Origin of the sequence: Micromonospora matsumotoense (assembly GCF_050951065.1) — a bacterium.
GTDB lineage: Bacteria > Actinomycetota > Actinomycetes > Mycobacteriales > Micromonosporaceae > Micromonospora > Micromonospora matsumotoensis.
On the sequence record NZ_CP192025.1, the window covers coordinates 7,145,000 to 7,169,995 of the forward strand.

Here is a 24,996-nt window from a genome sequence, read left to right on the forward strand (position 1 = left end):
GCCGGGGCGTCCGGGGTCAGTAACAGGTGTTCATGGCAGCCCGTACCTCGGCCAGGGTGGCGTCGGCGACCGCCCGCGCGCGCTCGTTTCCCGCGCGCAGCACGTCGCGCAGGTGGGCGCGGTCCTGCCCGTACTCGGCCCGGCGGGCCCTGATCGGGGCCAGGTACTCGTTGACCGACTCGGTCACCACCTTCTTGAGCGCGGCCGCGCCCGCCGAGCCGATGTCCGCCGCCACCTGCTCCGGGGTACGGCCCTGGCACAGGGCCGCCAGCAGCAGCAGCGAGGACACCTCGGGGCGGGTCGCCGGGTCGTAGGCGATGTGCCGCTCGGAGTCGGTCTTGGCTCCCTTGATCAGCCGGGCGGTCTCGTCGACGTCGGCGGCCAGCGTGATCGCGTTGTTCCGACTCTTGCTCATCTTGGTGCCGTCCGTGCCGAGAAGCAGCGGAGCGCTCGACAACAGGGCCTCGGGCTGGGGGAACACCACCGTTGCGGACCCGTACCGGTCGCGGAACCGACGAGCGATCGTCCGGGTGAGTTCGAGATGCGGAAGCTGGTCCTGACCGACCGGCACCAGATTTGCCTTGCAGAACAGGATGTCGGCCGCCTGGTGAACGGGATAGGTGAACATCAACCCGCTGACGGCGGACTGCCGGGAGTGCGAGATCTCGTCCTTGACCGTGGGATTGCGGTTGAGTTCGGATACCGAAACGAGGCTGAGGAACGGCAGCATCAACTGGTTGAGCGCCGGGACCGCCCCATGCGTGAAAATCGTGCTGCGTGCCGGGTCCACCCCGATCGCCAGGTAGTCCAGGACCAACTCCTCGACGTGCCGGATCAGATCGTCCGCCACGTCGCGGTCGGTCAGCACCTGGTAGTCCGCGATGACCACGAACAACTCCACCCCGAGATCCTGGAGCCGGACCCGGTTGTGCAGTGTGCCGAAGAAGTGACCGAGGTGCAGGCGACCGGTGGGACGGTCACCGGTCAGCACCCGGAACTGCCCCGGGTCCTTCCGGATCAACTCCTCCAGCACGGCGCTGCGGGCCTGCGCGGCGGACGTCCCGAGCACCTCGGCGGTGGGAGCGGCTGAGGCACCGGCGTCTTCGGTCTGGGTTACGGCGGATTTCACAGGTTCTCCTGAAGGGTCGGTCTCGACGCCATGATGACACGGACACCGCTTCGGGAAACGGTAACGGCACCCCGAAGCGACCGCCGCTCGCGCACGTATCGCGGGAGGCGCGACTCCGGACGCAATTACGGTTGTCGTGGCCTGGCCTTCCGATGACAGATCCATCCCCGACGATCAGTGGAGACACGATGACCGCTCGACGACTGCTACTGCGTGCGGTGGCGGGTTGCCTCGCGGCGACGGTGCTGACGGTCGTGACGCCGGTCGCAGCGGCGCAGGCGGCCTGCACGACGAGCAGCTTCACCGTCGTCTGGGACTACGCGGGCATGTACACCGCGCCCAACGAGTCGACGCTGCACGGCACCCGGCCGCTACGGGCAGGTCGTCACCGGCCCGACCGGCAACACCGTCGGCGGATGGCGGACGCTCAGCGGCGGGCCAACCAGACCGTCCGACCGGTGCGGACGCTGAGGTCGGCACGGGTCGCCAGACCCGCCACGACCTGCTCCAGGGCGGCGAGGTCCCGGGCGGAGAGCCGCTCCTCCAGTCCGTGGCGCATCCGGCTCAGCGAGGCGTGCGCGTAGCGGGTGGTGGCGGCCGGCAGCGGGGGACGCAGGTCGATGTCGAAGTGCCGCTCGGTGACCGAGGTGAAGCCGGCCTGCCTCATCCGCTCGCCCCAGTTCTCGTGCATGTGCAGGCCCGCCTCGCGCCGGCGCTTCGCCGCCTCGGCGTGACCACGCCGCTCCACCTCCTCGTCGGCGGTGCCGGTGAGAAAGTGGGGGAACGAGTCCAGCTCGGCGATCACCAGCAGCCCGCCTGGCCGCAGCGCGCCGAACGCCGAGGCGACCGCGGTCGCCGGATCGGCCATGTGGTGCATCGATGCGGCCGCCCAGACCACCTCGACCGGCCCGAGGTCGGGCCAGGGCTGGTCGAGGTCGGCCTCGACGGTGCGGATCCGGTCGCCCAACCCGGCGGCGTCGGCCCGGCCCCGCAGGTGGGCCAGCATCTCCGGGGAGAGGTCGACCGCGGTGATCGTGGAGTCGGGCAACTCCCGGGCGAGGGCGAGGGAACCGGTGCCGCTGCCGGCCCCGAGGTCGACGACGTGGGGTCGCTCGGCGGCCTCGCGGCCGACCCAGCCGATCACGTCACGGAAGTACTCGTGGAGCACCTCCGCGTCCAGGTCGAGCAGCTCGATCAGGTGGTCGTGTGCCATGGGGAAACGGTAGACCTGCCATGCCTCAGCGGCATAGCATCTTGCCCATGAAGCAAGACAAGGATCTGGAGACCCTGGTCCGCCAGCGCATCCGCAGCCTCCGGGTGGCGCGCGGCTGGTCGCTGGACGAGTTGGCCCAGCGCTGCCTGATCAGTCCCTCCACGCTCAGCCGGATCGAGACCGGGCACCGGCGGGTCGCCCTGGACCAGGTCGCCACGATCGCCCGGGTGCTGGGCATCACGCTCGACCGGCTGGTCGAATCCGACGACGACGACGACGTCGTGATCCGTCCGCACTGCGACGAGGACCGGGGGGTCACGACCTGGCTGCTCTCCCGGGACAGCAACCAGACCGTCGCCAAGATGCGGATCACCCGGGAGGTGCCGGCCGAGCTACGGGTGCACCCCGGACGGGACTGGTTCACCGTGCTCGCCGGCACCATCGCGCTACGTCTCGGTGAACGGACGATCCTCGTCGGCACGAACGAGGCCGCAGAGTTCTCCACCCTGGTCCCGCACGCGTTCGGCGCGCACGACGGCCCGGCCGAGATCCTCTGCATCCTCGACCACGAGGGTGAGCGCAGCCACCTCGGCCCACACCACCCGACTCCGGGTCGACCGGCGGCGCCTAGCCGGTGATCACCGGCCAGGCGTAGGCCAGCAGGGCGCACGCCGCGCCGAGCAGGGCGAGGGAGAACCCACGGCTGGGGATGGGCAGCGCGGCGAGCACGAGCAGGATGACCGCGACGATATAGAGAAACGCCTGGATCGACATGACAGTCCCCTCGGGAGGCTGGTTGACGGGCGGTGCGGTCTCTACCCCACACCGCCCGGTCGGGAAACCCGCGCCTGCCCAGGCACCTGCTCTCCGTCTCGGCGACCCGCCGGTCCCGGACCGGTTCGACCTCCGTCCGGACAGGACGGCGATGCGTCGCCGTCCTGCCCTTCCGGCCAGGTCAGCGGGTCGGCCCCACCCGGACGTGCCGTCGGCAGCCACGTCGCCCGACATCGGCGACCGACCAGCCAGACGTCAGCAGCCGCGCCGCCGGCAGCAGCGGCCGACCGGCCACACGCCAGCAGCAGCGCTGCCAACAGCAGCGACCGCGTCGGCCGCCGCGCCGCCGACGTCGGCGATCGACCCAGCCCGTGTGTCAGCAGCCGAGCCGCTTGGCGGAGAGGGCGATGTCGTCGATCCACAGGTCGAACTCGCCCGGCGTCGTGCCGCCCTGGTAGAGCTGCCAACCGATCTTCACCGTGTCGACCTTGGGCAGGACGAAGGGGACGTCGTTGCCACCGTGTTCGGTCGTGGAGGCGGTCAGTTCCGGATTCGCCTTCCCGTCGATCCAGACGGTGACCCGGTTGTCCGTCTGGTCGAGCTGCCACTCGAAGCACTGCCAGGTGTCCTCGGCGACCGGGGCGGACTCCCGCCAGTTGGTCCAGTCGCCGGTCGGGCCGCCGTCGGCACCCACCCCCCAGAAGGTGCCGGGGACGGTCGGGGCGTACTGGCCGCCGATCGGGCGGACGACCTCGGAGCTGCCGGAGCCGGTCGCCTCGACCAGCGTGAAGTGCGCCCAGTCCGGGGCGGTGGGGAAGGCGTCGACACGCAGGCGCATCCGACCATAGAAGCGGTTGCCCGGCGCGGCGAAGTCGTCGACCCGCAGGAAGGCCCGTCCGTTGTCGACCGTGTGGAGGCGCAGCACCTGGTTGCCACGCCGGGCGCGCTCGACGGTGAGCGTGCCGTGGCGGGTGTCGACGCCCCAGTTCACCGTGCGGGGACCCCCCAGGGGCAGTCGCTCGAAGTCCTCACAGAACAGCAGGCCACGGGGGCACGAGCGCTCAGATGCCTCCGACGGGCCGGCCGGGACGCTGCCGGCGGCGGTGCCGAGGATCAGGGCGGCGGTGAACACCGCGAGGAAACTGCGCATGGTCATCCTCCATGACGGCTGGCCCCGCCGCTCAGGCAGGGCTCAGCAGGAAATCCCGGCCGGCGCGAGCGCTGCCGACCTCATCCCGGGCGCATCGACGTGGCGCGTCGAACGCCTCCGGTGGTCAGAGGTGCAGCGGTCCCGGCTGTCGCGGGAAGGCGTGGCAGTGACACGTACGGCGGGACACCTGCCCGTCGTCGTGGCGCTGGCCCGGCGATGCGGCACCCACGGCTGCCGAAACTGGCGCGGTGCCGGCACTGCGATGCTCCCGTGCTCACCGTTGCCAGCGCGGTTGCCCCCGTGCTGCGGCGATCTGAGCCATTCCAGCACGACCGCATCCGCTCAGGCAACATCGACGTTCGTCAGCGCGCCTGGGTGCGGTCAGCCCCTGACCGCTCCGGCGTCCCGATCCCGGCCGGCACCGGCGGACCGCTCAGCCGCGCCCCGTTGCCCCGGGCGGATCCTCGCGGATCAGACCGCGCCCCGGTCGACCAGGCTGAACGTGGTGCCCACCGGGGCGTCGCCGAGAACCTCCACGTAGATCTTCTTCTGGCTCGGGCTCCACTGCACCACGCCGTACTTCTCGCTGACGATGGCGTAGGAGAGTCGCCCCTTGTCGTCCTTGCCCTCCCTGGAGACTCCGAAGAGGGTTGCCCCGCCGGGGTTGCATTCGGTGCCCACCAGCGAGGCGTACCCCTCCTCGTCGATCTTGACGCCGAGGCAGGGCCGGTGCGCGATCTCCGGGTTCAGGGATTTGATCATGAAGTCGACGCCGACCGGGTCGAGCACGAAGCGGGCGTCCGGTTTGGTGCCGTCGCTGACCCGGACCTCACCGTCGAACGGCAGCGAGAGGTCGCGGTCGATCTCCACCACGTGCAGCAGGATCTGTCGCTGCCCGGCCAGGATCGCCTGGGTACGGTCCACCGAGGTGGACGGCGCGGCGGACGGCGACGGGGTCGGCGTACCCGCTGCGGAGGCGGTGGTCGCCGAGCCACCCGCTGCCGGCTCGGCCCCCGCCGAGCCGCTCGGGTCCGGGGTCGACCGGCCGTCCAACAGTCGCGGGCCGAACAGGGTGACGGGCACCAGCACCGCGATCACCGCGACGGCCGCGCCCACCCCGGTGAGCCAACGCCGCCGCAGCGGGCTCCGCCGGCCGGCCGGGCCCGTCCCCGCCGCCGACGACGTCGACGGTTCGCCCTGGCCATCGCCGGCGGCGGCGGGCGGCGTAACCGGCCCCAACGATCCGCCCGATGGCTGGTCGGCACCGGCGGCACCGGCCGGGGACATCGCGGCGACGGGGGCCGGGTCGCCCACCGGGGCCGCGACCGTCAACAGCCCGTCGAGCAGTTCCCGCGCGGTGGGCCGGTCGTCGGGGTCCTTCTCCAACGCCCGGGAGACCAGCTCCCGCAACGGCCCCGTCAGTCCGGTCAGGTCCGGCGGTTGGGTCAGAATCCGCATCGCGGTGGCGGTGGCGGAGTCACCCCCGAACGGGTTGCGGCCGGTCGCGGCATAGGCGACCACGGCACCCCAGGCGAAGATGTCCGCCGCCGGGCCCACCGCCCGACCGGACGCGGTGTCGAACCGCTCCGGAGCCATGTACGAGACGGTCCCGACCATCTGGTGGGTCCGGGTGTGCTGGCTGGTCGCCTCGAGCGCGCGGGCGATACCGAAGTCGATGACCTTGATCCCACCGGGCGCCACCAGCACGTTCGCCGGTTTCAGGTCCCGGTGGATCACCCCGGCACCGTGGATGGCGGTGAGCGCGGTGGCCACCCCGACCGCGATGCTGTGCAGCTGCGCCGCGCCCAGCGGCCCCCGGTCCCGGATGACCTGGGCCAGGCTGGGCCCCTCGACGTACTCCACCACGAGGTAGGGCGGGTCGTGGTCCGGGTCGGCGTCCAGCACCTCGGCGGTGCAGAACGGCGGAACCTGGCGGGCACGGTTCACCTCGCTGCGGAACCGACCACGGAACTCGTCGTCGTGTGAGAGCTCGGCGCGGACGACCTTGACCGCCACCTGGCGGCCCTGCGGCGACCGGGCCAGGAAGACGCTACCCATGCCACCCTCGCCGAGCCGGTTGAGCAGCTCGTACCCGCCGAGTCGGGCAGGGTCGCCGGGGCGCAGCCCGTCGTTCACGTCGGCTGCCCGCAGACCACGACCAGCCCGCGAGCCGTTGCGCCAATCACGCGTACCCCTCAGTTCGTTCGGAGACCGCCCGCAGCCTATCGCCCGCCCACCCGGCGTCTTCGCTGCCGTCCGCAGGCGGGACGGGTCGGCCCACGCGCCGAAGGGCCCCGCCGGGGTGTCCGGCGGGGCCCGTTGCGGTGGTCATCGCGATCGTGCCGGATGACCGGGTGGTGCGGTGCCGCCCGCCGTGGTACGGCGAGGACAGGTCAGTTGCAGGTGGTGCCGTTGAGCTTGAAGGGCGCCGGGACGGTGGGGGACCCGCTGGCGGTGAAGCCGAAGCTGACCGCCCCGTTGGTCGGGATGCTGGCGTTGTGGGTCTCGTTACCCACCGTGACCACCGCGCCGGTCTGCTGGAAGACGCCGCTCCAGTGGCCCTGGACCAGCTGACTGCCGGGGAAGGTCCAGCCGAGCGACCAACCGTTGACGGCCGGGCCGTCGTTGTAGACGGTGACGCTGACGTTGAAGCCGGTGTTCCAGGAGTTGGTCACCACGTACGACACCCGGCAGGTGCTCGCGAGGGTGGTGGCCGGCCGGATGTCGCCGTAGTCGTCCCGGGCGGTGGCGAAGTCCTGGAAGCCGAAGCCGGGACCGGCCGACCGGGTGGTGGTGCCGGCCGCGAGGACGGTGCCGTTGGCGTTGACCGAGTAGACCGGCCCGCCGCTGTCGCCGCCCCGGGCTGATTCGTTGCCGTCGAGCTGGGTGGCCTCGACCAGGTCCTCGATGTCGTCGTAGTGGAAGTCGACCCGCAGGTTGCAGACCGGGCCACCGATCTCACCGGCCGAGGTGTATCCCGACTGGCAGAGCAGCTGGCCGGGGAAGACCTGGGTCCAGCCGGTCACCTGCGCACGGACCTCGTCGTTCTGCCCACCGACATAGATGTGGCCGCCCGGGGAGGAGGTCGAGACCAGCATGGTGTCGTGGTCGTCGTTGCTGGCGACCGAGTAGCCGATCAACGTGCCGGTGTTGGTGTTCGTGTTCCAGCCGACGTGCCAGGGCTGACCGATCGGGCCGCAGTGTTCCGCGGTGAGCAGGTAGCCCACGTTGGTCGTCTGGTTACGGACGCCGAAGCCGGCGGTGCAGGCGTACGTGGTCAGGCCGATGCCGATCCCGCCGTCGTACGGCGCGGAGTCGTTGTACCGGGACCGCTCGACCATCCGCTCCCGGACCACGGTCCGGGTGCTGACGCCGGTCGTCGGCAGCGTCGGCTGCTTCGCACCGGCCTTCGGGTCGACGGCGATCTCGATCCCGGAGCCGTCGGTCCGCAGCCGGACGGCGTGGGCGGCGTCGTTCGGGTCGGCGTCGACGACGGGGGCGAGCTTCGCCGCCGCCTTCTTCAACTCGGTGCGGGAGTAGGTGGCCCCGACGACCTCGACCGGGGCGGTGCGCCGGGCGGTCGTCACCGCCGTCGCGACGTCGCTGGGCAGGGTGCCCTTCCACCAGAGCGTGACGTGGTCGTCCACCAGCCCGATGCCGGCGTAGCCGCGCGGCGCGCCGGCGTCGATGGCGGTGCGGACGACGTTGGCGGCGTCGACGAGCGGGGTCTGGGCGAGCATCCGGTCCCGGGTCTGCGCCGGGATCAGGTCGAGGAGGGTACGGCCGTTCTCGGGCGTCGGCGCCGTCGCCGACGTGCCGAACGGCTGGCTGGGCGCGGCGTGCGAGGGCGCCGACAGCGGACCGACCAGCACCGTGGTGCCGAGCAGCACGCCGGCGACCACCGAGCGGGGGGCCGCTTTCCAGGTTTGCGTCATGACCAAGAGTCAAGTGATCCTGACGCTCCGGGACCATGCAGAAGCACCGGCAAGAATCGGCTACGACCGTGGCGACGCCCACACCCCGGTCGACCACGACGCCCCCGGTCACCACGGACCGGCCCGGGACGCCGGCCGGGCCCGGAGCTGGTGGCTCCGGCCCCGGCCGGCGTGGGTGGTGTGCCCGCCGTCAGGCGGGGGTGCAGGAGATGTTGCTGGGTGCCGTGTTGCTGCTGCCGTTGACCAGGAAGCCGAGGGTGGTCGAGGCGTTCGCGCCGAGGGCGCCGTTGTACGCGGCGTTGCGGATGCTGACCGCGCCGCTGTTGCCGGTGTTGCTGCCGTTCCAGACGTTGGCGATGGTCTGCCCGCCGGCCAGCGTCAGCTGCACCGTCCAGCCGCTGATGGCGGTGGTGCCGTTGGTCACGGTGAGCTCACCCTGGAAGCCACCGGTCCACATGCTGACCATGCGGTACGTCGCGGTGCAGCCACCCGGCTGCCCGGTGGGCGGCGGCGTGGTCGGGGGCGTGGTCGGGGGCGTGGTCGGGGGCGTAGTGGGCGGGGTGGTCGGCGGCGTGGTGGGCGGGGTGGTCGGCGGCGTGGTGGGCGGCGGGGTCGTCGTCCCCGGCACCGTGGTGGAGGCGGCGTTGAGGGCGTTGAGAACCGAGGTGTACGCCGGCTTCGGGTTGCTGTTGCGGTCGAACAGCAGCGGGTTCTCGTTGCCACGCCAGGAGTCGCTGTCCCGGATGCCCCACGTCGTGATGCCGACGCAGCGGGGGACGTTCATGCAGGCCTGGGTCAGACCCTGGTACTGGCTGGTCGAGGCGTTGGTGACGTCGGCCTCGGTCAACGCCACGTCCACCCCGAGGGCGGCGAAGCTCGACAGCGTCTGCTGGAAGTTGCCGGGCAGTGAGCTGCCACCGGTGAAGTGGGTCTGCAGGCCGACGCAGTCGATCGGTACGCCCCGGGCCTTGAAGTCCTTGATCAGGTTGTAGACGCCCTGCGTCTTGCCGTACGTCCAGTTCTCGATGTTGTAGTCGTTGTAGCACAGCTTCACGCTCGGGTCGGCGGCCCGCGCGGTCCGGAACGCCACCTCGATCCAGTCGTTGCCGGTGGACTGGAGGTTCGACGACCGCCGGCTGCCGTTCTCGGCGTACGCCTCGTTCACCACGTCCCAGTAGGCGAACTTGCCCTTGTAGTGCGCCATCACGCCGTTGATGTGGCTGATCATCGCGGACCGCAGGGCACTGCCACTGAGACCTGCCCAGAACTTCGGCTGCTGGGCGTGCCAGGCCAGGGTGTGGCCCCGGAACCGCATGCCGTGCTGGGTGGCCCAGTCGTAGATCGCGTCGCCTCTACGGAAGTCGAACTGGCCGGGGTTGGGCTGGGTCGCGTCCGGCTTCATCTCGTTGACGGCCGTCATCATGTCGAACTCGCGGTTGGCGATGTTCAGGAAGCCCGAGTCGTTGAGCCGGTCCGCCCCCATGGCGGCACCGAAGTACCGGCCGCTGCGCTCGGCGGCGGCCTTCAGCGTGGTCCCGGGCGGTCCGCTGAGGTCGGCGTGGGCGAGGGTGGCGACGGCCATCGACGACACGGTGATCGCCAGGGCGCAGGCCCCGCCCAGCAGCAGCCTGGCGCCACTGCGGGTACGGCGTTTCGATGGAGCGGGTACGTCGTTCATCTGTGCGTTTCCTCTCGGTGTTCTGTCTGGTCCGTGGCAGCACGAGGCACTGAGCCGGACGATCGTGGTGGATCGATGACCCGAGCGCCGCGCGCCGCTGGACCAGCACGCCACAGGGGACGCCGAGCCGGGAGTCAACCCCGACCGCGTCCTCGTCAGTGACCACCGGTGGCTGCCCGGTCCACCCGGTGGATCGCGAACACTCCGCGTCGTACGCCCGTGCGGGGTGACGCTGCCCTGCGGTGATGTTATATCGAATGCATTCGATCTGCGACCGGTGCCGGGGCGTCCGGGACGGGCCTGCACCCTCCGCCACGGCCCGACCACCCGGCGACAGCGCGCTCAGCCGGAATGGGCCCGCCGGGCGGCCAGCTCGGTGCGGTTGCGGACTCCGAGTTTGCGGAAGATGTCGCCCAGCTGGAACTCGATCGTCTTCACCGAGAGCAAGAGCCGTTGGGCCGCCTCCCGGTTGCTGAGCCCGTTGGCGATCGCGGTGGCCACCCGGGCCTCGACCTCGGTCAGCGCCGGCCCACCCGAGGACGTCGGGAACGCCGACCCGACCACCGGGGAGAGGTTGGCGCTGGCGCTCGACCGGGGCCGGCTGGCGGAGAGCGGACCGCCCGGGGCGCTGCTGGCCGCCGGTGGGCCGTTCGGTGTCCATGGCTCCCCCTGTCCGCAGGGAGGAACACCACCGCGATCCGGTACGCCATCCATGGGCGCGATGTCCCCCATGCGCGCGCTTCCGAAAGTTTCCGAAAGTTGTTGACGCGTTCGAAACCCCGCTGCAATACTCCGATCCACAGTGACATCAACATGACTCGATATGCCTGCCGCGCTGTCAGGTGTCACCGTCCCAGGGAGGACCTGCGCATGATCGCCAGTTTCGGTGGCTCCGGCCGCCCGCCCACCCCCCGAACAGCACGGTTCACCGTCCGGCTGGCAGTGCTCGCCACCACCGTGGCCCTGGGCGCCGTCGGTGTGGCGGTCTCGGCCACCCCGTCCAGCGCCGCCGCCTGCAACGGTTACGTCGGCCTCACCTTCGACGACGGACCGACCGGCAACACCGGCGCACTGCTGTCCGTGCTGCGCGCCAACAACGTCCGGGCGACCATGTTCAACGTCGGGCAGAACGTGCAGGGCAACCAGTCCGCCGCCCGGGCCCAGGTCGACGCCGGCATGTGGGTCGCCAACCACAGTTGGAACCACTCCCACATGACCTCGATGAGCCAGAGCCAGATGCAGTCGGACCTCTCCCAGACCAACTCGGCGATCCAGTCGGCGACCGGCGTCCGGCCGCAGTTGTTCCGCCCGCCCTACGGAGAGACCAACTCGACCCTCCAGTCGGTCGCCTCGTCACTCGGCCTGCGCCAGGTGATCTGGGACGTCGACTCCCAGGACTGGAACGGTGCCAGCGTCAGCCAGATCGTCTCCAACGCCGGCCGCCTCCAGGCCGGTCAGGTGATCCTGATGCACGACGGCATCCAGAACACCCGCGACGCGATCCCACAGATCATGGCCAACCTGAACAGCCGCAGCCTCTGCCCGGGCATGATCTCGCCGAGCACCGGCCGGGCGGTGGCCCCGGACGGCACCCCGACCACCCCGCCGACCGGCACCCCGACCACGCCGCCGGCCGGCGGCGGGTGCACCGCGACAGCCACGTACCCCAACGTCTGGGGCGACCGGTACAACACGTCGGTGACGGTCCAGGGGGCCGGCAACTGGACCGTGGTGGTGGCGGTGACCGCGCCGCAGAAGATCACCACCACCTGGAACGGCACCGCCAGTTGGGACAGCTCCGGCTACGTGATGACGATGCGGTCCAACGGCAGCGGCAACACCTTCGGCTTCACCACGATGATGAACGGCAACAGCGGTGCCAGGCCGCAGATCCGGTCCTGCACCGCGAGCTGACCGACGGGCGACCGTCAGGTCCACCGTGATCCACCGGCCCTCTCCGGATGCGCCCGTCGCGTCCGGGGAGGGCCCCTTCGCTACCACCCGGTCCAGGCGGCGTCCCGAAACTATCGGGTCACCTGCTCGAAACTACCGGTTGAAAACCCCGGGATTACCTGCCAACCTGAAACCCATTGATAACCGTGAACGTTAACAGGGGCGGTACCAACTGCCCTGCCGGATGGACGCCGGCCCGGTCGGGCACCCGACCGGGCCGCCCACCCACCACCCACCACCAGGAGGTACCGATAGTGCGAGGACACGCACCACACTCCCCGCCCCCGGAGCACACCCACCCCGGCCGGGTGTCCCCCCGCCGTCGGGGAAAACTGTTCACACTCGTCGCGGCCGGGATCGCCGCCGCCGTCGTCGGGTTGTTCACCATGACGGTGGCGACCGGTTCGGCGTCGGCCGCCGACAACCCGTACCAGCGGGGGCCCGACCCCACCCGGAGCAGCGTCGCGGCCGTGAACGGCCCCTTCGCCAACACCTCGGTCGCCGTCCCGACCGGGTACGGCTTCAACGGCGGCCGGATCTACTACCCGACCGACACCAGCCAGGGCACCTTCGGCGCGATCGCGATCTCGCCCGGCTACACCGCGCTGTTCTCGGTCGAGCTGGCCTGGATGGGTCCGTGGCTGGCCTCCCACGGCTTCGTCGTGATCGGCATCGAGACCAACAGCCGTAACGACTTCGACACGGCCCGGGGCACCCAGCTGCTCGCCGCGCTGGACTACCTGGTCCAGCAGAGCCCGGTACGCGACCGGGTCGACCCCAACCGGCTGGCCGTCTCCGGTCACTCGATGGGTGGCGGTGGGGCGCTGAGCGCGGCCATCCGGCGCTCGTCGTTGAAGGCGACGGTCGGCATCGCGCCGTACTCGCCGTCGTCGAACCTGGCCAACGACCGGGTGCCCACGATGGTCTTCGCCGGGCAGGCGGACACGGTGGTCACCCCGTCCTACGCCACCGGCCTCTACAACAGCCTCCCGGCCACGACCGAGAGCGCCTACCTGGAGGTCGCGGGCGCCGACCACGGGTTCATGGTCGGCCGGTCGAACCCGGTGCTGATCCGGACCATGCTGCCGTTCCTCAAGATGTTCGTCGACAACGACGCCCGGTACAGCCAGTTCCTCTGCCCGCTGGCGGACAACAGCGGCGTGGTCAGCTACCGCAGCACGTGCCCGTTGCTGCCCCCGGCACCGACCACCCCGCCGCCGACGCCGTCGGACACCCCGCCGCCGACCCCGACCACGTCGCCGACCAGCAACCCGCCCGGCACCGCCAGCCTGATCGTCGGCGCGCAGTCCAACCGGTGCCTCGACGTGCCCAACGCCTCCCGCGCCAACGGCACCCGGGTACAGCTCTGGGACTGCAACCGGCAGGCCAACCAGTCGTGGACGTACACCTCGAACAAGCAACTACGGGTGTACGGCGACATGTGTCTGGACGCGGCGGGTTCCGGCAACGGCGCGGCGGTCCAGATCTACGGCTGCCACAGTCAGACCAACCAGCAGTGGAACCTCAACGCCAACGGCACCATCAGCAGCGTGCAGTCCGGGCGGTGCCTGGACGTCTACAGCACGGCCAACGGGGCGCAGGTCCAGCTCTACGACTGCCACGGACAGACCAACCAGCGGTTCACCCTCACGCCCCTCGCCTGACCGCCCGAACCGACCCGGCGGGCAGGCCCCTGACCCACCGGGTACGTCCACCGTTTCCACCGGGCCCGGGCCGGTGCTCTCCCGTGCGGGAGGGCACCGGCCCGGCCCGGTGCCGTACGCCCGTTGGTGACTTCTTCTCAGCTTCGGCCGTTTGCTCTGCTAATCGAGGTTGGCGGGACAAGCTGTGTCCGGTTTGCGAGGCTTAGCGGGTGCGGAGGGATGATCCCGCGCCCCATCCGACGGCCGGGGGGCGGCGGCTGGTGGCCCGTGACCCCGGGGCCGTCGGCGATGTGAGCTGGGTCGAACTCTTCGTCGATCTGCTCTTCGTGTTCGCGTTCCTGGCCGTCACCACGCTGATGGGCGAGCATTTCAGCCCCCTCGGGCTGGTCCAGGGCGTGCTCGTGATCCTGCTCATCTGGCACTGCTGGACGCCGTGTGTCTGGCTCGGCAACGTGGTGCACCTCGACCGGGGGGTCATGCCCCCGATCATGCTCGGCATCGCCGCCGCCCTGATGGTGATCGGGGTCGCGATCCCCGAGGCGTTCACCGACCGGCAGGGCGGGCTGCCCGGCCCGCTGGTGTTGATCTGTGGGTATCTGCTGATCCGGGCGACCGCCATGGTCATCCTCACGTTCGTCCGTCACCGGGGCGAGGGTGGTCGGCGGTCGGCGGTCGCCGCATGGTTGATCTTCATCGCGGGCGGGCTGGTGCTGCTCGCCTCCGCCCTGGTGCCGCCCCTGCTGCCGGCGACCGTCGACGCCGCACTGGTGCAGGTGGCGCTGTTCGCGGTCGCTCTCCTGATCGACTCTCTCATCCTCGTGGTGGCCAGCAAGGGCGGCTGGCAGGTCGTCTCGCCGTGGCACCTGGCCGAGCGGCACGCCCTGATCGTGCTCATCGCGCTCGGCGAGACGATCATCTCGATCGGCGCCAGCGAAGGGCTCGGGGTGCACCGCCCGGTGACCCTCCAGTTGGCCGTCGGGGCCATGCTGGGCATCACCGTGGTCTTCACGCTGTGGTGGAGCTACTTCGACCTGGCCAAGGTGATCATCGAACGTGCGCTGAACGCCAGCGCCGGGAAAGACCGCACCAGGGTCGGGCGCGACGTCTACAGCGGGCTGCACCTGCCCATGATCGGCGGGTTGATCTTCTTCGCGCTGGGGCTCAAGCACCTCAACACGCACGCCACCCACGAGATCGCGCACCCGTGGCCCTCGGCCGGCACCACCATCCTGTACGGCGGCGTGCTGCTCTATCTGGGAGCGCTCGTCGCGGTGGAGTGGCGGGCGGTCCGGCTGCTGGGCCGGGGTCCGCTGACGGCGGTGGCGCTGCTGCTGGCGCTGCTGACGGTGGTCGGTCGGATCTCCGAGGTGCAGGCGCTGGTGGTGCTGGTCGTCGCCACCTGCACGATGGTGGCGCTGGACAACACCGTCTTCCGGCAGCGGCACCGCCAACTCCACGAGTCGGTCGAGGGAGAGGGCACCGACGTCGGGGCGGTCGACCCCCGGGGGCTCTTTGTCGACCTCGTGTTCGTGTACGCCTTCATCGAGGTCACCGCGCTGATGAACCGCTTCCCGACGCTGCTCGGGCTGGCCCAGGGCATGATCCTGCTGGCTCTGCTCTGGTGGGCCTGGACGTCGTACACCTGGCTCACCAACGCGGTCCGGCAGGACAGCACGGTGGTGCGGCTGAGCACGGCGGGCATCATGACGGCGGTGCTGCTGATCGGGCTGGCGATCCCGCAGGCCTTCGTGCCCCTGCCCGACAGCCTGCCCGGACCACTGCTGGTCATCGGGTGTTACATCTTCATCCAGCTGATGCAGGGATTGATCTTCCGGCAGATCGTCCGCGAGAACTCCGACCTGCGGGGAGCCGGCAGTCGTTTCGCCGGCACGGCGATCACCATCGTGATCCTGATGGTGATCGCCGGTGTCGAGGTGGTCGCCCCCGACAGGGTGGCCCGCCACCCCGCCATGACGCTGCTCTGGGTCGTCGCGCTGCTCGTGCAGTACGTCGCCGGCTACTGGGCCGGCAACCAGCTGTGGCGGATCAGGCTGGTCCGCCACTGGGCGGACCGCCACGCCCTGGTCATGTTGATCGCCTTCGGCGAAGCGGTCCTCTCCGTCGGCGTCGCCATCAACGACGAACCGATCTCAGCGCCCACCCTCGTCGTCGTCGTCGCCTCCGCGGTGACCCTCGGCACCATCTGGTGGAGCTACTTCACCGCCATCGACGCGGCCAGAATTGCGCTGGCGGCCTACGAGGGGGACCGCCGGGTGCGTGCCGCGCGGGACGCCTACACCTATCTGCACCTGCCGATGGTGGCGGGCATCGTCCTGGTCGCCTACGGCCTGCACCAGACCCTTGCCGCGTCCCAGGACCGCGACAGCGCCCTCCTGGGCCACTACACGCTGTTCCTCGGCGTGGCGTTGTACCTGTTCAGCAATCAGATGTTCTGGCTGCGGATCTTCCGGACCACCAGCCGCCACCGGCTCATCGGCGCGGGGGTGGTCACCGTACTGGCGCCGTTGACCGTCGCGCTGCCATCCGTCGTCTCACTGCTGCTCCTGAGCGTCATCGGCGTCGTCTTCGCCGCCGTCGAGTCGGTGCAGCAGGGCGACCCGCGTACCCGGCAGCCCACCCGGACGTGACCCCCGGGTCCGGGCCCGGATGCGGAAGGCGTCTCGACGGTGTGCTCTCACCCGAGGGTGCAGGGGATGCCGTTGAGCACGAAGCTGGTCGGCGGCGCGTTGCTGGCGTCCCATCTCCCCTGGATGCCGAAGCTCGCGGAGCCGTTCGCCGCGAGGACGCGGTTCCAGTCGACGTTGCGGGCCGTCACCGTGGCGCCGTTCTGGCTGGTCGTGGCGTTCCACGCGGAGGTGATCTGCTGGTCGCCCCGGAAGCTGAAGGTGAGCGTCCAGCCGTCGACCGGAGCGGTCGCGGTGTTCTGGACCGTCACGACGGTGACGAACCCGCCCTGCCACTCGGACTGGTTCTGGTAGGTCACCCGACAGGTGGACGGCGGCTGGGTGGTCGGCGGCGGCGTGGTCGGCGGGGTGGGCACCGTCGGCGCGGTGACCGTGTTGGAGGCGATCGACACGTTGTCCGCCGCGTCCCGGGCCCGCACGTAGAACAGGTTGCGCAGCGGCGTCGACGTCGGGAGCGCGATGGTGTACGTCGTCACCGGCACCCTGGCGACCAGGACCGAGGTGTACCAGCCGTCGAAGCGGTAGACGTTGTAGCCGCTCACCCCGACGTCGTCCGTCGACGGTGACCAGGAGAGCGTGGCGGTGGAGTCGGTCACGTCGCCCAGGGTCAGGTCCTGCGGAGCGCTCGGTGGGGTGGTGTCCGGGCCGGTGTCGGTCACCGGGGTCACCACGGTCACCGTGTTCGACGAGGCGGAGCGGTGGCCGACGACGTCCCGGGCGGAGACCCGGAACGAGTACTGCTGGCCCGCGCGGATGTAGTTGCTGATCGTGGTGGTGGTGACGTTGCCGACGCTGGCCGACACGACGACGTCGTCGAAGGCCATGTAGTAGATGATGTCGTAGCCGGCGATGGCGCAGCAGCCGGGCGTCGCGGCCGTCCAGGTGAGGGTGACCGACCCCGCCCGGACCTGGCTGGCGGTGACGTTCGTGGGCGCGCTCGGCGGGAAGGGCGAGGGGTCCGGCGTGGTGGGTGGCGTCGTGGGCGCCGGGGTCGGCGTGGACGGGGGTGTCGTGGCCGACCCCGGGAGGGTTCCCGCCGCACCGGCGGGCATGGGGGCGACCTCGGGGTGGCTGCCGGCGACCGGCCCGGCGGGCGTCGCGGTGCCGGCACCGGCGGCCGGTACGGCGATCAGCCCGACGCCGAGCACCGCGATCGACGAGACGACGGCGGCCAGCAGGCCGGGCCGCACACGGCGGCGCAGGGAGGACGAGCGCATGCCTGCCATGGGTCAACGGTGCGACATGACATCGATGATTGTCAACGAATTGCACCAACCGGTGGGCGGCTCCACCCTCGCCCGGGACCGGTCCCACCGCGTTGGAGTCGAGCGGTGCGACGCCCCACGGCCGGCGTCAGCTGGCCGCGATGGCGGTCAGCTGACGCAGCGGCGCTGATGAGCGACCTCCCTGTCCGCCGGGACCACCCGCCGGCGCGGGCGCGGGCGACACCGAGCGCGACCCTCAGATAGACAGCCGGTGTTACGTTGGGCCTGTCCACTGGCGACGGTTGGGGGTGCGCATGGCGGAGACTGCCGGACGGGTGCTGCCGGTCTATCTGGTGGCGGACGAGTCCGTCTCCATGACACCGGTGGTGGATGAACTGAACGCGGGGCTGCAGTCGCTGCACGACGCCCTGCTGCGTGAACCCCTCGCCGCGGCCAAGGTCCGCTTTTCGATCATCGGGTTCTCCGAGGACGTGGTCGTTCACTCCGCCCTGTCCGACCTGCGCAACGAGACTGCGCTGCCGCAGCTTTCGGTGCGCTCCGGCACCGCCTACGGCGTCGCGTTCAGCCTGCTGATCGATCGGATTCCGGCCGATGTGCGGGCCCTCAAGCGGGAGGGCTTCGCGGTGCACCGGCCGGCGGTGTTCTTCCTCAGCGACGGGCAACCGACTGATCCCGGCGAGTGGGAGCCGGTCTATGCCGAATTGATCGACCGGGAGCGCACGCCGACCGCGCCGAACATCATCGCGTGTGGCATCGGTGACGCGCGGGCCGAGACGATCCTGCATGTGGCGACCCGGCCGGAATTCGCGTTCGTGGCGACGCCAGGGGTCGAGGTGGGGTTCGCGATCGCCGAGTTCTGCACCGCCCTGACCCGCAGCGTCATCCGGTCGGGGCAAGCCGTCGGCGGGGACACGGCGGAGCTGGTCGTGGAGCGGCCGGACAGCTTCCGGATGGCCGTGGACGTGGTGTGAGCTTCGACTGGGCGCCTCCGTTGATCGGGGCCACGGGCCCGCAGTTGTCGGCCCGCGCCCCACAGACGCAGCCGTACCGGTCGGACACGGTGATCGACGGCTGGGCGGCGGGCGGTTTCGAGGTGCGGGCGGCCTCGGTGCGCGGGCCCGGCCACCGGGCGTCCGGCGTACCCCGGCAGGATGATTTCGCCCTGGCCACGGTGGGCGGTTCGGTGATCGCGGTGGTGGCCGACGGGGTTTCCAACGCCCCCCTGTCCCACCTGGGCGCCACCATGGTGTGCCGGACGGTCGTCGACTACCTGCTGCGCGCCGACGGCACGGTCGACTGGCACGACCTGCTGCGCTGCGCGGGCTGGGCGCTGGTGGAGTACGCCGGGCGGCAGCTGGGTGACAGCGATCCGCAGCAGGCCGAGACCCTGCTGGCCAGCACCGTGGTCGTCGCCCTCGTCCGGCCCGACGGCCCCGGTCGGGCCGTCGCCCAGCTGGTCCGGGTCGGCGACTCGACCGCCTGGCGGTTGCGCGACGGCACCTGGGAGCCGCTGTTCGCCGCCCTGACCGACCCGCAGGACGAGCTGCTCCCGGACGGCGTCGCCGCCCTGCCCCGGGTGCCCGCCGAGGTCGATCCGGTGGAGGTGGCGATCGTGGAGGGCGACGTGTTGGTGCTGGCCACCGACGGCTTCGCCGAGCCGCTCGGCCACGGCACCGGGGACCTCGGGCGGCTGTTCGGCGACGGGCTGGCCACGCCTCCGGCGATGACCCGGCTCGCCTGGATGCTCGACTTCGCCGGCGGGTCGTGGGACGACGACCGCACGGTGCTGGCCGTCTGGCCGGTGTCGCCCGAGCTGTCATGACCGGCCCGCTGCCGCCCGAGGTGAGCCTGTCCGCCCTCGGTCCGCGTACCCGTGTCGGGGCCGGCGGTCAGGGCACGGTGTACGCCCTCACCGAGGATCCCCGGTGGGTCTACAAGGAGTACGCGACCCGGTTCGTCGACGACGTCGACGTCACCACGTTGCACCGCTTCGTCCGGCTCGCCGCCGACGCCGGACCGGATGCGGACGCGCTGCTCGGTCTCGCCGCCTGGCCCACTGCGATCGTCCGCAAGGAGGGTGTGGTCCGTGGGTTCCTGATGCCACGGGTACCCGACCGGTTCCGCGTCCGGATCCAACTGCCGCGGGGGCCGGACACCGTCCTGGCACAGGTGCAGTACCTGCTGAACAGCGACGACTACCTGCGCGACCGTGGATTGCACATCGACAACCGGATGCGCCTCGAACTGCTGCGTGACACCGGCGAGGCGCTGACCCTGCTGCACCGGCTCGGCGTCTGCGTCGGCGACCTGTCGCCGAACAACCTGCTGTTCAGCCTCGACGCCCGACCCCGGTGCTACTTCATCGACTGCGACGCGATGCGCCTCGACGGCGACTCGGTGCTGGCACAGGCCGAGACCCCGGAGTGGCACGTGCCGGATGCGGACGCCGAGGAACTGGCCACGCCGGCCACCGACGCGTTCAAGTTCGGGCTGCTCGCGGTGCGCCTGTTCGCGGGTGATCAGCAGACCCGCGATCCGGACGGGGCCCGGCGGCGGCTCGACCGGCAACTGCTCACCCTCGCCGGCCGGAGTCTCGACCCCGACCCGCAACGCCGGCCTGCTCCGGAGCAGTGGTTGCCCACCCTGGACCGGAGCATCCACCGCACACCTCCGACGCCGGTGGAACCGGTTGCTCCCCCGACGGAACAGGAGCCGCCCCACCGGAACGCCGCACGTCCAGACCCCGTACGCCGGATCATCCCGAAGCCCGGGGTGGTCAGCCCGCAACCGGCCGGCCGGGGGTGGGGTCTGCTCGTCGGGGCGATGGTCGCGATCGCGGTGCTGGCCGGCCTGATCAGCGCCAACAGCGACTCGTCGGGCACGACCTCCCGGACGACCCTGCCGACGGGGTTCCGCTGGACCGCCCCGCCGCCTTCCTACCCCGGATTGCCGATGAGGAATCCGGATCCGCTCCTGCCCGCCGGCAGCTCGGCAGGGGTGCCCCGATACCCCGGCCTGCCTCTGCCGACCCGTTTCGACCTCGAAAAGCTCCTCCCCCTGACCAGGGCCTGCATCCTCAGCGACGTCACGGTGGGACCCGGCCTGAACCGGTCGTCCGCCCGGACGAAAGCCGCAGTCGTCACCGTCGGCAGCTTCCTCTGCGGGCTCAACATCGACGCGCCGCGGCTGGTGGACCGCAGCAAGACCCAGATCGCCCGCGCCGGCACGTTGACGGGGAAAGGCCCGTTCCGGGTCGCGACGATCATCGGAATCCGCACTGCGGCCAGCGGCAACCCTCAGGTCAACGTGGTGTTCGCGCCGAGTGGCGCCGGCTCGTCAGCCGGTTGCTGGCGCTCCCGGCTGTCGCTCGTCAAGGACGGTGACGGTTATGACGTCGGCTCGCTCTCCGCACCGGTCCGGGCCTCGTGCCCGTGACCGCTGGCACCCTTGTGCAGCAGATCGTTGACGGCGGCGGCGGTGGACGGCGGCACCGGACGGCCCTCTTCGACCGGGAAACCCAGCTCGGCGACCAGGTTGCGGTGACGCAGGTCGACGGTCGCCTCCACGAGGTCGGCGAACAGGCCCGCCGCAGACCGGGCCCGCCACCAGGAGACGGCACCGAGGGTCGCGCCGAGCAGCACCGCCGGCCACCACCACGGGGTCAGCGCGAGGTGGAGCACCGCCCAGCCGGCCGAGGTGACGGCCCGGTCGAGCCGGTCGCGCGCCTGCATCACGTCGGTCCGGCCGTCGGCACCGAGCAGCAGCCACAGCCGCGACCAGATCAGGCCCAGGCGGAGACCGTACTGCGCGGCCACCCGGTCGTCGGCGAGCCGGATCCGGTCACCGATCCACGTCGGGCGGGCCGGCAGGTAGACCGCCGGCACCACCCGACGCTGCGCGGCGATCCGACGCACGGCGGCGGCACGCCGACGCGCGGTCACCGCCACCGCGACCCGGCCCGCCGGGCCCGGCCAGGAGCCCAGCCAGACGTGGCGGGCGACCCTGCCGGCCGCCTGGGCGCAGACCGCCGCCGCCGCAGCGGCCGCCACGACGAGCGACCCGACCACCACGGCCAGGCTGACCCGGTCCTTCAGGTGATCGAGCGCGTCGGCCGCGGCGAGCGCCGCGCCGTGGACGTCGAAGACGGCACTGCGACCCGGCAGTACGGCGAAGGCGGCCACCGCGCACCACAACAGTCCGGGGCCGAGCGCACGGGTCAGCCAGCGGTCGTTGATGCGCCGTCCGACCTCGCCCAGCAACACCTCGATCATGGCTCGGCCCGGTATGTCATCGGCGTCCCGGCGAGCGCGCAGTGCGGCACCCGACCCCGGTCGTCGCGGTGGGCCCGACGCGAGCAGCGGTGGCGCGGGCAGCGGTAGTCGCCGTTCAGCACCACCGGCGCGAGACCCTCCAGTTGGGCGCCCTCGGCATAGTCGGTGAACGACGGGCCGGTGCCGCTGCGCTCGGTCTCGGTCTCGACCCGCCAGCCGAGCTGCTGACAGACCTCCACCACGGGTCTACCGGCGGCCAGGTCGTCGAGGAGTTCTTCGAGCAGGTCGCTCCACAGCCCGGCCTCGGCACGTTCGCGCAGGGTCGGCACGGCGGCGCACAACGATGCCAGCAGACGACGCTGCTCCATACACGACACTCCCGTCGGTTGACGCCTCAGCTGCTGTCGAATCTACTGAGCCGGTGCCATCCGCAGAGGAGTCCATCGACTCGGTGGACCCGCTGATCGTCGCGTACAACGACAGCGGTGACGAATCTCTGCTGGTCCGGGCCGAGGGCCTGGCACGGGATCTCCTCGCCGCCGATCCGTCCCGGGTGGATGTGCTCGCCGCGCTGTCCACCGTCCTGATGTTGCGGGGCCGGACTTCGGACCCGAAGTACCTCGACGCCGCGGTGGCCACCGCCGAGAAGGCAGTGACGCTGACCGCGGCCGATGATCCGTGGTGGCCGTACGTCAATGCCCAACTCGCCCTGGTCGTCGGCTTTCGGTTCGAACAGCGGCGCGCGGTGTCGGACCTGTCCATGGCGAAACGGCACGCGGACCTCGCCGTGGCCGCCGCCGGCGAGAGCGACCCCACCCGGACGGATGTGCTGGTCCGCTGTGTGAACGTGTACCGGCTCAGTTTCGAGAGGTTCGGTCAGCTGGCGGACATCGACACCGCCGTCCGCCTCAGCCGGGAGGTCCAACGGTCCACCGACCCGGACCACGCGCTCACCGCCCGTCAACTGCTGGCGCTCTGCCTGGTCATGCGTTTCGTCCGCACCGGCGGCCAGGGTGACATCGACGAGGCGATCGCGCATTGTCGCGGTGGTCTGGCCGCCCTGCCCGAGCGGCACGTCGACCGGGCCGCCCTGAACGGCGTGCTGGCGATCGCGTTGATGCAGCGCTGGGTGAGCGTCGACGACGCCGACGACGCCGACCTGCACGAGGCGGTCCAGGTCAGCCGGCAGGTCGTCGCGGACCTGCCGAACATCGGCGCCGTCCGCGCGCAGATGCTGGCCACCCACGGGAGGCTGCTGGTCATACACGGCCTCAGCAGCAACTCGGCGGCCCACCTGGACGAGGCGATCCGGAGCGCCCGGGAGGCCGTCGACTCGCCAACCGCCGGCACACAACGGGCCGGCCACCTGGTCAGCCTCGCCCAATCGTTGCTCATCCGGGCCCAGGTGAGCAACGACCCGGTCGGGATCAGCGACGCCGTCGACACCGGCCTGACCGCCCTGGCAGGATTCTCTCCCGGCCACCCGGACCGGGCGCGGGCCCTCAACGTGCTCGGCACGGCGTTGCGGACTCGCTACCTGATCGATCACGACCCGGCCGACCTCGACGCCGCAGTCGGCATGTGGCGGTCGTCGTCGGCTTCCCGGGCGGGTGCGATCGAGATCCGGATGACCGCGGCCCGCACCTGGGCGCAGACCGCCGCCGAAGCCGGCGACGCAGAGTTGGCCTTGGAGGCGTGCGGCACCGCCGTGGGCCTGCTGCCGCTGCTGGCGTGGCGTGGCCTGGACCGCACGGTGCAGGAGAAGCGGCTGACCACGGTGTCCGGCCTGGCCGGCGACGCGGCTGCCTGGGCCATCGCCGCCGGGCAGCCGGAACGCGCGGTGGAACTCCTGGAGCAGGGCCGTCAGGTGCTGTGGTCCCAGGCCCTGCAGACCCGCAGCGACCTGTCCGAGCTGGCCGTGGTCGCCCCGGCGCTCGCCGACGAGCTCGACCAGGCGCGCCGGGACCTGGACGGGGCGGAGGCTTCCCAGCTCGTCGAGCTGCCCGCCCTCCGCGGCTGGAAGATGGGCCACGGCCTGCTGACTACCGCGCCGGGTGGACCACATCGCGCCGAGACCGAGGACACCGGTCGCCGCCGCCGGTTGGCCGAACGCTGGGAGAATCTCGTGGCCGAGGCCCGCCGCCAGCCGGGCTTCGAGAACTTCCTGCACCCGCCGTCGTTCGCCGCCCTGCAGCCCGCGACCACCGGCGGTGCGGCGGTGCTGGTCAACACCTCGCGGTGGCGCAGCGACGCGATCATCGTCACCGCCGACGGGGTACGGGCCGTGCCGCTCCCGTGGCTGTCCCACGCCGCGGCGCAGCGTCGTGCCGCCGCGTTCCTTGAGGTGCAGCGGGCGGTGGAAGGGGGTGGCGGGCCGACCGAGCGGGTCGCGCTGCACCAGACGCTGGTGTCGCTGCAACGATGGCTCTGGGACACCGTCGGAGAATCCGTCTGCGCGGCCCTCGACGACATCCTCGGTGGCGCGACGGATCGGCGGCACCGCGTCTGGTGGTGCCCGACCGGGCCACTGACGATGCTGCCGCTGCACGCCGCCGGTCGATTCGGCGCGAGCGCGCCGCTTGCCGCGAAACGCCGGATCTCGGTCGCCGCCCGCTGCGTGTCGTCCTACATCCCGAGCCTGTCCGCGCTGCTGCGCGCCCGGGCCACCCCGGCACCACCCGGACCGCCGCGGGCTTTCGCCGTGGGTCTCGGCACCCTGCCCGGCCAGGCGTCGCTGCCGGCGGTCAGCGACGAGCTGCGCGCGGTCAGCTCGCACGTGCCCGGCCTACGGGTGCTCTCCGGCCGCAGCGCCACCGTCGAGGGCGTGCTGACCGCGCTCGAACAGCACAGCTGGGCGCACTTCGCCTGCCATGGCGACCAGGACTTCAAGCGGCCCAGTGCCGCCGCCCTCCGCCTGGTCGACGGCAGGCTCAGCGTCCTGGACTTGGCCGGCCGTCTCGCCGCCGGCAGCCGGTCGTCCGGCGGCGCCGACCTCGCCTACCTCTCCGCCTGCCGCACCGCAGCGGGCGGCCGTGACCTGCCCGACGAGGCCATCCATCTCACCGCGGCACTGCAGATGGCCGGCTTCCGGCACGTCATCGGCAGCCAGTGGGCGGTCTCCGACCGGGTCGCGGCCCAGGTCGCCGACGACGTCTACGCCGGTTTGCAGGCCGGAGAGCGTCTTGACGCGGACGATGCGGCCGTCGCGTTGGACAAGGCCATCGACCGGGTGAGGCGTGAGCACCCGGACCGTCCGGAGCTGTGGGCGGCGCTGATCCACACCGGCCCCTAGGGTGCT

Annotated in this window: 19 protein-coding genes; 8 read left to right on the top strand and 11 right to left on the bottom strand. The window is 71.4% G+C overall.

What is annotated here, in order from left to right:
- Positions 1 to 16: 16 nt before the first annotated feature.
- Both trpS and ACQP1S_RS30640 read right to left on the bottom strand, forming a co-directional pair.
- Positions 17 to 1,129, bottom strand: a complete 1,113-nt coding sequence (trpS, locus tag ACQP1S_RS30635; RefSeq protein WP_432901440.1) for a tryptophan--tRNA ligase — start codon at positions 1,127 to 1,129, stop codon at positions 17 to 19.
- A 427-nt stretch (positions 1,130 to 1,556) separates the two neighbouring features.
- Positions 1,557 to 2,342 (bottom strand): class I SAM-dependent methyltransferase, encoded by a 786-nt coding sequence (locus ACQP1S_RS30640; protein WP_432901442.1) that lies wholly within the window; start codon positions 2,340 to 2,342, stop codon positions 1,557 to 1,559.
- 47 nt (positions 2,343 to 2,389) lie between these two features.
- Here ACQP1S_RS30640 and ACQP1S_RS30645 point away from each other — a divergent pair, with 47 nt between their 5' ends.
- On the top strand, positions 2,390 to 2,980 hold the full coding sequence (locus tag ACQP1S_RS30645; protein WP_432901444.1) for a helix-turn-helix domain-containing protein: 591 nt from the start codon (positions 2,390 to 2,392) through the stop codon (positions 2,978 to 2,980).
- On the opposite strand, the gene ACQP1S_RS30650 is transcribed toward ACQP1S_RS30645, so the two are convergent.
- From ACQP1S_RS30650 to ACQP1S_RS30675, 6 genes are all read right to left on the bottom strand, one after another.
- Entirely contained in the window at positions 2,970 to 3,116 is a 147-nt protein-coding gene (locus ACQP1S_RS30650) for a hypothetical protein (protein WP_176739178.1), read from the bottom strand. The two genes, ACQP1S_RS30645 and ACQP1S_RS30650, sit on opposite strands and share 11 nt — an antisense overlap.
- Before the next feature lie 376 nt (positions 3,117 to 3,492).
- Complete coding sequence (locus ACQP1S_RS30655) at positions 3,493 to 4,266, bottom strand: hypothetical protein (protein ID WP_432901446.1); 774 nt, start codon at positions 4,264 to 4,266, stop codon at positions 3,493 to 3,495.
- Between the two features lie 471 nt (positions 4,267 to 4,737).
- A complete protein-coding gene (locus tag ACQP1S_RS30660; RefSeq protein ID WP_432901448.1) occupies positions 4,738 to 6,402 on the bottom strand; it encodes a serine/threonine protein kinase in 1,665 nt (554 codons plus the stop codon).
- A gap of 257 nt (positions 6,403 to 6,659) precedes the next feature.
- The gene (locus tag ACQP1S_RS30665) at positions 6,660 to 8,201 is read right to left on the bottom strand and encodes a cellulose binding domain-containing protein (protein WP_432901450.1); all 1,542 of its coding nucleotides are present in this window, start codon (positions 8,199 to 8,201) and stop codon (positions 6,660 to 6,662) included.
- A 190-nt stretch (positions 8,202 to 8,391) separates the two neighbouring features.
- Complete coding sequence (locus tag ACQP1S_RS30670) at positions 8,392 to 9,879, bottom strand: endo-1,4-beta-xylanase (protein ID WP_432901452.1); 1,488 nt, start codon at positions 9,877 to 9,879, stop codon at positions 8,392 to 8,394.
- A gap of 342 nt (positions 9,880 to 10,221) precedes the next feature.
- Complete coding sequence (locus ACQP1S_RS30675) at positions 10,222 to 10,443, bottom strand: helix-turn-helix domain-containing protein (protein WP_432901454.1); 222 nt, start codon at positions 10,441 to 10,443, stop codon at positions 10,222 to 10,224.
- Between the two features lie 306 nt (positions 10,444 to 10,749).
- Between ACQP1S_RS30675 and ACQP1S_RS30680 the strand changes: the two genes are divergently transcribed.
- The 3 genes from ACQP1S_RS30680 (at position 10,750) to ACQP1S_RS30690 (ending at position 16,144) form a co-directional block, all read left to right on the top strand.
- Entirely contained in the window at positions 10,750 to 11,793 is a 1,044-nt protein-coding gene (locus tag ACQP1S_RS30680; protein ID WP_432901456.1) for a polysaccharide deacetylase family protein, read from the top strand.
- Positions 11,794 to 12,086: 293 nt separating this feature from the next.
- Positions 12,087 to 13,496 carry a ricin-type beta-trefoil lectin domain protein gene (locus ACQP1S_RS30685; protein ID WP_432901458.1) on the top strand — a complete coding sequence of 470 codons (1,410 nt, stop codon included), beginning with the start codon at positions 12,087 to 12,089 and terminating at the stop codon, positions 13,494 to 13,496.
- Positions 13,497 to 13,705: 209 nt separating this feature from the next.
- Entirely contained in the window at positions 13,706 to 16,144 is a 2,439-nt protein-coding gene (locus tag ACQP1S_RS30690) for a low temperature requirement protein A (protein WP_432901460.1), read from the top strand.
- A gap of 47 nt (positions 16,145 to 16,191) precedes the next feature.
- Here ACQP1S_RS30690 and ACQP1S_RS30695 read toward each other — a convergent pair whose 3' ends face one another.
- Positions 16,192 to 17,427, bottom strand: coding sequence for a cellulose binding domain-containing protein (locus ACQP1S_RS30695; protein WP_432901462.1), 1,236 nt, complete (start codon positions 17,425 to 17,427; stop codon positions 16,192 to 16,194).
- 293 nt (positions 17,428 to 17,720) lie between these two features.
- On the opposite strand from ACQP1S_RS30695, the gene ACQP1S_RS30700 reads away from it, so the two are divergent.
- The 3 genes from ACQP1S_RS30700 to ACQP1S_RS30710 are packed head-to-tail and all read left to right on the top strand — an operon-like array spanning position 17,721 to position 20,862.
- Complete coding sequence (locus ACQP1S_RS30700; RefSeq protein WP_091252364.1) at positions 17,721 to 18,398, top strand: vWA domain-containing protein; 678 nt, start codon at positions 17,721 to 17,723, stop codon at positions 18,396 to 18,398.
- On the top strand, positions 18,395 to 19,249 hold the full coding sequence (locus ACQP1S_RS30705) for a protein phosphatase 2C domain-containing protein (protein ID WP_432901464.1): 855 nt from the start codon (positions 18,395 to 18,397) through the stop codon (positions 19,247 to 19,249). Before ACQP1S_RS30700 ends, ACQP1S_RS30705 begins: the two co-directional genes overlap by 4 nt.
- Positions 19,246 to 20,862: a hypothetical protein gene (locus ACQP1S_RS30710; protein ID WP_432901466.1), complete on the top strand. Its 1,617-nt coding sequence runs from the start codon at positions 19,246 to 19,248 to the stop codon at positions 20,860 to 20,862. The genes ACQP1S_RS30705 and ACQP1S_RS30710 overlap by 4 nt, the downstream gene beginning before the upstream one ends.
- On the opposite strand, the gene ACQP1S_RS30715 is transcribed toward ACQP1S_RS30710, so the two are convergent.
- Positions 20,814 to 21,698 carry a hypothetical protein gene (locus ACQP1S_RS30715; RefSeq protein WP_432901468.1) on the bottom strand — a complete coding sequence of 295 codons (885 nt, stop codon included), beginning with the start codon at positions 21,696 to 21,698 and terminating at the stop codon, positions 20,814 to 20,816. The two genes, ACQP1S_RS30710 and ACQP1S_RS30715, sit on opposite strands and share 49 nt — an antisense overlap.
- Positions 21,695 to 22,066: a hypothetical protein gene (locus ACQP1S_RS30720; protein ID WP_432901470.1), complete on the bottom strand. Its 372-nt coding sequence runs from the start codon at positions 22,064 to 22,066 to the stop codon at positions 21,695 to 21,697. The genes ACQP1S_RS30715 and ACQP1S_RS30720 overlap by 4 nt, the downstream gene beginning before the upstream one ends.
- 53 nt (positions 22,067 to 22,119) lie before the next feature.
- Here ACQP1S_RS30720 and ACQP1S_RS30725 point away from each other — a divergent pair, with 53 nt between their 5' ends.
- Entirely contained in the window at positions 22,120 to 24,990 is a 2,871-nt protein-coding gene (locus ACQP1S_RS30725; RefSeq protein WP_432901472.1) for a CHAT domain-containing protein, read from the top strand.
- Positions 24,991 to 24,996: the final 6 nt, after the last annotated feature.